This is a genomic window from Streptomyces sp. NPDC005393 (assembly GCF_040606675.1).
Taxonomy (GTDB): domain Bacteria; phylum Actinomycetota; class Actinomycetes; order Streptomycetales; family Streptomycetaceae; genus Streptomyces.
In genome coordinates, this window is the sequence record NZ_JBEXFG010000013.1 from 136,295 (window position 1) to 142,536 (window position 6,242).

7 protein-coding genes are annotated in these 6,242 nt (G+C 68.2%); 2 read left to right on the plus strand and 5 right to left on the minus strand.

Features of this window, described 5'->3' with window-relative positions:
• Positions 1-22: 22 nt before the first annotated feature.
• Genes ABZS71_RS14560 through ABZS71_RS14575 form a run of 4 tightly spaced genes read right to left on the minus strand, consistent with a single transcriptional unit; the run spans position 23 to position 3,042 of the window.
• Positions 23-1,357, minus strand: coding sequence for an NADH-quinone oxidoreductase subunit D (locus tag ABZS71_RS14560; protein ID WP_356209994.1), 1,335 nt, complete (start codon positions 1,355-1,357; stop codon positions 23-25).
• Positions 1,357-2,100 (minus strand): NADH-quinone oxidoreductase subunit C, encoded by a 744-nt coding sequence (locus tag ABZS71_RS14565; protein WP_356209996.1) that lies wholly within the window; start codon positions 2,098-2,100, stop codon positions 1,357-1,359. Before ABZS71_RS14565 ends, ABZS71_RS14560 begins: the two co-directional genes overlap by 1 nt.
• Positions 2,097-2,651 (minus strand): NADH-quinone oxidoreductase subunit B family protein, encoded by a 555-nt coding sequence (locus ABZS71_RS14570; RefSeq protein WP_355843547.1) that lies wholly within the window; start codon positions 2,649-2,651, stop codon positions 2,097-2,099. The genes ABZS71_RS14565 and ABZS71_RS14570 overlap by 4 nt, the downstream gene beginning before the upstream one ends.
• Before the next feature lie 31 nt (positions 2,652-2,682).
• A complete protein-coding gene (locus ABZS71_RS14575; protein WP_355843550.1) occupies positions 2,683-3,042 on the minus strand; it encodes an NADH-quinone oxidoreductase subunit A in 360 nt (119 codons plus the stop codon).
• Positions 3,043-3,753: 711 nt separating this feature from the next.
• On the opposite strand from ABZS71_RS14575, the gene ABZS71_RS14580 reads away from it, so the two are divergent.
• A complete protein-coding gene (locus ABZS71_RS14580) occupies positions 3,754-4,569 on the plus strand; it encodes a C40 family peptidase (RefSeq protein WP_355843553.1) in 816 nt (271 codons plus the stop codon).
• A gap of 65 nt (positions 4,570-4,634) precedes the next feature.
• Here the strand turns inward: ABZS71_RS14580 and ABZS71_RS14585 are convergent, their stop codons facing one another.
• Positions 4,635-5,066, minus strand: coding sequence for a CBS domain-containing protein (locus tag ABZS71_RS14585; protein WP_355843556.1), 432 nt, complete (start codon positions 5,064-5,066; stop codon positions 4,635-4,637).
• Positions 5,067-5,297: 231 nt separating this feature from the next.
• Here ABZS71_RS14585 and ABZS71_RS14590 point away from each other — a divergent pair, with 231 nt between their 5' ends.
• Positions 5,298-6,080, plus strand: coding sequence for a VOC family protein (locus tag ABZS71_RS14590; protein WP_355843559.1), 783 nt, complete (start codon positions 5,298-5,300; stop codon positions 6,078-6,080).
• Positions 6,081-6,242: the final 162 nt, after the last annotated feature.

The window sequence follows — 6,242 nt, forward strand, 5'->3', positions numbered from 1 at the left end:
CCAGCGGCCGCGCGTCCGTCGGTCACCGGTCGACGCCTCCCATCACGGGGTCGATGGACGCCACCGCGACGATCACGTCGGCGACCTGGCCGCCTTCGCACATCGCCGCCACGGCCTGCAGATTGGTGAACGACGGATCGCGGAAGTGGACGCGGTACGGGCGGGTGCCGCCGTCGCTGACCATATGGGCGCCCAGTTCGCCCCTGGGCGACTCAACCGCCGCGTACACCTGTCCGGGCGGGACCCGGAACCCCTCGGTCACCAGCTTGAAGTGGTGGATCAGGGCCTCCATCGAGGTGCCCATGATCTTCTTGATGTGGTCGAGGGAGTTGCCGAGGCCGTCCGGTCCGAGCGCGAGCTGCGCGGGCCAGGCGATCTTCTTGTCCGCGACCATCACCGGGCCCGGCTCCAGCCGGTCCAGGCACTGCTCGACGATCCGCAGCGACTGGCGCATCTCCTCCAGCCGGATCAGGAAGCGGCCGTAGGCGTCGCAGGTGTCGGCGGTCGGCACCTCGAAGTCATAGGTCTCATAGCCGCAGTACGGCTCGGCCTTGCGCAGATCGTGCGGCAGCCCGGTGGCGCGCAGTATCGGGCCGGTCACGCCGAGCGCCATACAGCCGGCCAGGTCGAGATAGCCGACGTTCTGCAGGCGGGCCTTGAAGACCGGGTTTCCGGTCGCGAGCTTGTCGTACTCGACCATGTTCTTACGCATCTTCTTCAGGAAGGCGCGGATCTGGTCGACCGCCCCCGGCGGAAGGTCCTGCACCAGGCCGCCGGGCCGGATGTACGCATGGTTCATCCGCAACCCGGTGATCAGCTCGAAGAGGTCCAGCACCAGCTCGCGGTCGCGGAAGCCGTAGATCATGACGGTGGTCGCACCGAGCTCCATACCGCCGGTGGCGATGGCCACCAGATGCGAGGAGAGCCGGTTGAGCTCCATCAGCAGCACGCGGATGACCGTCGCCCGGTCCGGGATCTGGTCCTCGATGCCGAGCAGCTTCTCGACGCCCAGGCAGTACGCCGCCTCGTTGTAGAAGGGCGTCAGATAGTCCATGCGCGTCACAAAGGTGGTGCCCTGCGTCCAGTTCCGGAATTCGAGGTTCTTCTCGATTCCGGTGTGGAGGTAACCGATTCCGCAGCGGGCCTCGGTGACCGTCTCGCCGTCGATCTCCAGGATCAGCCGGAGCACCCCATGGGTGGAGGGGTGCTGCGGACCCATGTTGACGATGATCCGCTCGTCGTCGGCCTTCGCCGTCGCGGCCACGACCTCGTCCCAGTCGCCGCCGGTGACGGTGTAGACGGTGCCCTCGGTCGTCTCGCGCGCGGAGGCCGGAGGCGTTGCGTGAGTGGCAGACATCAGCTGTACGACCTCCGCTGGTCCGGAGCCGGGATCTGGGCGCCCTTGTACTCGACGGGGATGCCGCCGAGGGGGTAGTCCTTGCGCTGGGGGAAGCCCTGCCAGTCGTCGGGCATCATGATCCGCGTCAGCGCGGGATGACCGTCGAAGATCAGGCCGAAGAAGTCGTAGGTCTCGCGCTCATGCCAGTCGTTGGCCGGATAGACGTCGACGATCGACGGGATGTGCGGATCGCTGTCGGGAGCGCTCACCTCCAGCCGCAGCACCCGGTTATGGGTGATCGACCGCAGGTGGTAGACGGCATGTAGCTCACGGCCCTTGTCGCCGGGGAAGTGGACGCCGCTGACGCCCGTGCACAGCTCGAAGCGGAGCGCCGGGTCGTCGCGGAGCGTCCGGGCGACCCGCGGAAGATGCTCGCGCGCGATGTGGAAGGTCAGCTCACCGCGGTCCACGACGGTCTTCTCGATCGCGTTCTCGGGGAGCAGCGACTGCTCCTCCAGCGCGCCCTCGAGCTCGTCGGCGACTTCGTCGAACCAGCCCCCGTACGGCCGGGTGGCCTGGCCGGGCAGCCGCACGGGACGCACCAGACCGCCGTAGCCGGTGGTGTCGCCGCCGTTGTTGGCGCCGAACATGCCTCGCTGGACGCGGATGGGCTCGCCCTGGTCACCGCGCCGGCCGGGGAGGTTCTCGGCGTTGAGGTCCTTGTCGGGGTTGACCCCGTTGGCACCGGGTACGTCGCTCACCTCAGCAGCCCCTTCATCTCGATAAGCGGGAGCGCCTTCAGCGCCGCTTCCTCTGCCTCACGGGCCGCGCGGTCGCGGTTCACGCCGAGCTTCTCCTCGCGGATCTTCTGGTGCAGTTTGAGGATCGCGTCGATGAGCATCTCGGGGCGCGGCGGGCAGCCGGGCAGATAGATGTCCACCGGCACGATGTGATCGACGCCCTGCACGATCGCGTAGTTGTTGAACATGCCTCCGGAGGAGGCGCACACGCCCATCGAGATGACCCATTTCGGGTTCGGCATCTGGTCGTAGACCTGGCGCAGCACCGGGGCCATCTTCTGGCTGACCCGCCCGGCGACGATCATCAGATCGGCCTGGCGGGGCGAGCCCCGGAAGACCTCCATGCCGAAGCGGGCGAGGTCATAGCGCCCGGCGCCGGTGGTCATCATCTCGATGGCGCAGCAGGCCAGCCCGAAGGTGGCCGGGAAGACGGAGGACTTACGGGCCAGCCCCGCGGCCTGTTCCACGGTGGTCAGCAGGAAGCCGCTCGGCAGCTTCTCCTCGATACCCATGCGATGTTTCCCCTATCTCCTCTGGCTCCCTCTAGTCCCACTCCAGGCCGCCGCGCCGCCAGACGTAGGCGTAGGCGACGAAGACGGTGAGCACGAAGAGGAGCATCTCCACGAGCCCGAAGAGCCCCAGGGCGTCGAAGGTGACGGCCCAGGGGTAGAGGAAGACGATCTCGATGTCGAAGACGATGAAGAGCATCGCCGTCAGGTAGTACTTGATGGGGAAGCGCCCACCGCCGGCCGGATGCGGAGTCGGCTCGACGCCGCACTCATAGGCTTCGAGCTTGGCCCGGTTGTAGCGCTTGGGGCCGATGATCGCGGCCATGAACACCGAGAAGATCGCAAAACCTGCCCCGAGGGCTCCCAGTACGAGGATGGGCGCGTATGCGTTCACCGTCCTCGCTCCCTTCAGTCGACGATGACTGGTTGGCGGATCGCACGGATGTGCTGTCGCCTCACGAAGATCGTGCTCATGTGAGGCAGTTCACAAGCCCGTTTCGCCTGCATCCTATGCCCGTCGGTCTGTGATCTGCGACACGGGGTACGACAACGCCTTTGTGATCTCCACCACCTGACGAAGGATCATGAAGTCGGATGAGCGGTGATCTAGCACTCGAAGCATCCGAACGGTCACGAGAGGTGACATTCAAGGACGTCGTCACAGGTGAGCGTGTTGCGCTCTTACCAAGATATGGTACATACATGCAAATTTGCGATGGACGTCGTCAGCTGGTAGCTGATCGCCATCCGCATGGGTGACGCGTGTATCGACACCTCTCGGCCACCCCTCCCCCACTTCTTGATCACCGGCTCGCGCATCCGTTCACGAGGGGGCCGGAGCGAGTGAGGTATCCCACCCCGCCACCCGTTGTGCATCTCAATTTGATGGGAAGCATTGGTGTGCGGGCCGCATCGGTGGTAGGCCGCCCGTAGGTACCGCACGGTCACCAAATGCCATGCGTATGGACTTGATCGAGAAAGTCGGACATGGCGGCGGGGCGTGCGATGGAGATCATTTAGAGGCCATGCTGGTCGCGTGCATGCCAAATGTGACGCACGCCACTCTTCTTGATCCGGGCCTTTGGGCCCTGATAGCCAGTGACCTATGTCCCCAGTCGCACACATACCCAGCCACCGGAAGCCTCGCCGGGCCGCGTCCACGCGTGCACTCCGCGCGGGGATGACCGGTGGCATCCTCACCCTCGCGGTGGCCGGTGCCGCCGTGCCCGCCTCCGCCACCGAGTCGTCCGCCGCCGAATCGACCCTGGAGATGCCGACCGTCAGCGCCACACTGGCGAGCACGGCCGCCCAGACCGTCGACGCCACGCAGCAGGCCGCGTCGGACTACGAGCTCCAGGCTCAGCAGGACCAGGCGGCCGCCCACGCGAAGACCGCCGCCAAGAAGGCCAAGGCGGAGGCCGACCTCAAGGCGAAGGAGGCCAGGGAGGCGGCGCGCAAGGCCGCCGCCAAGCGTGCGGCCGAGGCCAAGGCCGAGAAGGCGTCCCGCTCCGCCGAGCGCACCACGCTCTCCACCACCAGCGCCACCACCAGCGTCTCCAACGCCACCGGCAACGCCGCGACCCTGATCGGCTTCCTGAAGGCGCAGCTGGGCAAGGCCTATGTGCTCGGCTCCAGCGGCCCATCTTCGTACGACTGCTCCGGTCTGACCCAGGCCGCCTTCAAGCAGGTCGGTGTCGACCTGCCGCGGGTCTCGCAGGACCAGTCCAGCGCCGGCACCCCGGTGTCGCTGGACTCGCTGCAGCCGGGCGACCTGCTCTACTGGGGCAGCGCGGGCAGCGCGTACCACGTCGGCGTCTACATCGGCGACGGCAAGTTCATCGGCGCGCAGAACCCGAGCACCGGGATCGTCGAGCGCCCGCTCGACTACGACATGCCCACCGGGGCCGTGCGCGTCCTGTAAGCCGCCTCAAGTCCGCCGCGGCCATGGGGCCGTCGTTCCTCTCTCGGGACGGCGGCCCTGCGCCGCTACGCCTCCGCGTACACCTTCTGCATGAACTCGGCGATCTGCTGCTCGGAGAGCTCGGCGAGATGACGGGCCAGATCGGCCTCGGTGATCATGCCCACGAGCCGCTTGTTCTTGTCGATCACCGGCAGCCTGCGGATCTTGTGCGTTTCCATCTCCCGCAGCACCTCGGTGACGTCCGCGTCCGCGCTGATCCAGCGCGGGGTGCCCTGGGCCAGCTCCCCTGCCGTCGTCCGGGACGGATCGCGGCCGACCGCGACACAGTCGACGACGATGTCGCGGTCGGTGAGTATGCCGCACAGCCGTTCCTGGCTGTCGCTGATCGGCAGAGCGCCCACGCCCAGATCGCGCATCAGCTGCGCCGCGCGCTCCAGCGTTTCGTTCTCCGAAATCCACTGAACGCCCGCGTGCATGATGTCTGCTGCCTTCGTCATGGTGTACCTCCTGACGGCCCACCGGCGGCGGCACCGGCCCGCGGGCCCGATCGCGTACCCCCTCCTTCTCATTGTCACCATCGCGCGGATGCGCGCGACCGCCCGCCGTGAGCCCCAGCGGCGGCTGTCAGTGGCCGGTGCCAGACTGGGAAATGCCCGGGGGAAACCGCCGTGGAGCCCGCAGCAGCGCGGAACCCTGCCCTCCGGCGCCCGACCGTTGAAGGAGCCGCCATGCTCACCACCGATTACGTCCCCGGCGCGCCCAACTGGCTGGATCTCGGCGCCCCCGACATCGAAGCGGCCGCGGCGTTCTACAGCGGCCTGCTGGGCTGGACCTTCGAGTCGGCCGGCCCCGAGGCGGGCGGATACGGCTTCTTCAAGCGGGACCGCAAGACCGTCGCCGCCGTCGGTCCCCTCACCGAGCAGGGCGCGCGGGCGGCCTGGACGCCGTACTTCCACACCCCGGACGCGGAGGCGGCCGCGAAGACCGTCGAGCGGGCGGGCGGCACCGTGCGGCTCGCGCCCTTCGATGTCTTCGACGAGGGGCGGATGGCCCAGTTCACCGACCCCGGCGGCGCTCGCTTCGCCGTCTGGCAGCCCGGTAAGACGGCGGGCCTCGAGGTGGTCAATGAGCCCGGCTCGCTGTGCTGGACCGAGCTGCACTCCCCCGACCCCGCCGCGGCCCGCGACTTCTACCGCACGGTCTTCGGCTGGGACATGGAGGAGATGTCCTTCCCGGGCGGGACGTACACGGTGCTGTCCACCGCCGGCTCAGGCAAGGACGGTTCCTTCGGCGGCATCGCCCAGCTCCAGGAGGGCCACTCCACACCGCCGCAGTGGCTGCCGTACTTCGAGGTGGCGGACTGCGATCGGGTGGTCGCCAAGGGGCAGGAGCTGGGCGGATCGGTGCTGATGCCGGCGATGTCGGCGGAGGGGATCGGCCGGATGGCATGGCTGACGGACGTGGGCGGGGCGCCGTTCGGCGTCATCACGAGCGCGGGCCCGGAGGCGTAGCGCCGACGTGGTTGCGCCCGGGGCGCGAGCCCCGGGGCGTACCGCGGGTGCGCGGCGCGGGTGCGCGGCGCCATAAGAGCGCGGATGGTTGACCGCTCATCAAGGCGGGTGGCGCGGCGTGCGCCGGGCGTGCGCCGGTCCAATCCCTTGGGTGACCGAAAG